At 60.2% G+C, this 2010-nt stretch carries 3 protein-coding genes; all 3 read right to left on the reverse strand.

The features are described from left to right. Positions 1–29: 29 nt before the first annotated feature. Positions 30–386 carry a 50S ribosomal protein L20 gene (gene rplT / locus NW815_RS11725; RefSeq protein ID WP_011434388.1) on the reverse strand — a complete coding sequence of 119 codons (357 nt, stop codon included), beginning with the start codon at positions 384–386 and terminating at the stop codon, positions 30–32. 133 nt (positions 387–519) lie between these two features. Then, on the reverse strand, positions 520–720 hold the full coding sequence (rpmI, locus tag NW815_RS11730) for a 50S ribosomal protein L35 (protein ID WP_011434387.1): 201 nt from the start codon (positions 718–720) through the stop codon (positions 520–522). A gap of 128 nt (positions 721–848) precedes the next feature. Beyond that, the coding region (locus tag NW815_RS11735) for a class I SAM-dependent methyltransferase (RefSeq protein ID WP_414416041.1) at positions 849–2010 on the reverse strand (1162 nt) is incomplete at its 5' end.

The following is a 2010-nucleotide window of genomic DNA, read 5'->3' on the forward strand; positions in this document are numbered from 1 at the left end:
CAGGGTTTTGGGGGTTAGAGGCATGCTCCTCAGGAGGCGCGAGACTGGCGCGCTGCCTCCACCACCTGGGTAAAGGCCTCTGGATCCAGGAAAGCCAAGCGGGCCAACATTTTGCGGTTGAGCTGGATATTGGCTTTTTTGAGACCATCGATGAACTCGTGGTAACGCAGGCCCTGGGCACGGGTGGCCGCGTTGATGCGGGTAATCCATAGGCGACGAAAATCCCGCTTCTTGCGGCGGCGATCCCGGTAGGCGCTGCGCAAAGCCTTCATCACCTGCTGGTTGGCGGTGCGGAACAGCTTTGAACCAGCTCCCCGAAAGCCTTTGGCCAGCTTGAGGATCTTTTTGCGGCGCTTGCGGGCGACATTGCCCCGTTTGACTCTCATGGCAGTAACTCAATAGGAACTTGAACAAACTCAAACTGAAGGGTAGAAGCACTCCGTCCTGCTAACGGGATCGGAACTGCTGTCGCCAATGCCAGCCCCTGAAATCTTCTTGCCGGCGCGAGCGGGATCCCGGCTAGTGGGTGTTGGGCAACATCAGGCGCACATTGACCACATCCCGCTTGTCCACCAGGGCCACACCGGCCAATTTGCGTTTGCGCTTGCTGGTTTTGTGCTCCAGCAAGTGGTTGTGCCCGGCCCTGCGACGCATAAACTTGCCGCTGCCGGTCAGGCGGAAGCGCTTGGCTGCTGCCTTGCGGGTTTTGATTTTGGGCATGATGACAACCCCAGAATATGCGGGGCCAGAGCTAAAGGTCACAGCTTTCTAGGATAAGCCATAGAAGAACAAGAGGGCAAATGCCAAGGTTCGTCCCGCTGAGGCAAGGGAAAGGGGTCGAGAAACTCTCAGGAGACTGAGTTTTGAGGCTCCAGCAGCAGCACTTGCCAGCGCAGCAAGCGTTGCAGTTGCTCAAAGCTCAGGGGGCACTCTAGGCCAGCCTGGATCTCTTGGACGGTGCGGATCCCGTCCACCTGTTGGAGAAAGGCGAAGGCTTCTTCGCTCAGGGAGATGGCTTCGTAAGCATAGTTGAAAATGCTCCGCCCCGGCCACAGGCCCAGACAGGGGCTGAGGTGGGCAATGGCTGATGCTACACTTTCCGGGCTTGTCCATTCCCAGCAGCGGATGGGGGGCTTGCCGAGAAACAGCTCGTAGTGGGCTACCACCGGATCCAGCAGCTCGATCAGGCGATAGCGTTCCGGTTCCGGCAGCTGAGCCGCCTGAGCCAGCAGGGCCTCGTCCTGGCCCAACACCCGTTCCAGCCGCCAAAACTCCGGGTTGGAAAAGCGCAGAAACTGCAGTCCAGAAGCCCGGATTAATTCAAACAGAGTCTCGATGGTGTAGTCCACTTCCTGGGGGTGCAGGTACATATCGGCGAAGCATTCGTCGTCCACGTTCTCGATGGCCCAGCGGGCCCGTTCTTGCTGCTGGATGCGGTTGGTTTCCGGCAAGATCTCGAAAAGGCGGCGGCCCCCCTGGAGACCCCTCTGCAATTGCTCCGCCGAGGCAAGGGTCTGGTGTTCAGAACCCGTTACCAGCAGGCGGATGGCCTTTTGCATGAGGCGGATTTCGTGGCGGCCCAGCTCACCATACACAAACAGGTGCAAGAGCCCGCCGGGAGCCAATTTGCTGGCCAAAGCCTGCAGCCCTGCCACCGGATCGGGCAGGTGGTGGAGCACGCCCACGCAGTTGATGAAGTCAAACTGCCCCGGCAGCTGGTCGATGTCGTAGACGTTGAGCTGGCGAAACTGCACCGGCGGTGCCTGGGAAGCCCGACAACGGGCCTCGGCAATCTCCAGGGCGCGGCTGCTCAGATCAAAGGCCCAAATTTCTGCGTTGGGGTTTTGGTGGGCAATGTATTCTGTTCCCACTCCCGAGCCACAGCCCGCATCCAGAATGCGCACCTTGCGCCGACCCGGATGGGATCCCGTACAAAAGGCATGGGCCTGGGGCCAGCTCCAGCGCCAATTCCACCCTGGCGGGGGAACAGTGCCGACGGGCTGCGGGGGG

The organism is Synechococcus sp. R6-7, assembly GCF_047461695.1.
In the GTDB taxonomy this organism is placed as follows: Bacteria; Cyanobacteriota; Cyanobacteriia; order Thermostichales; family Thermostichaceae; genus Thermostichus.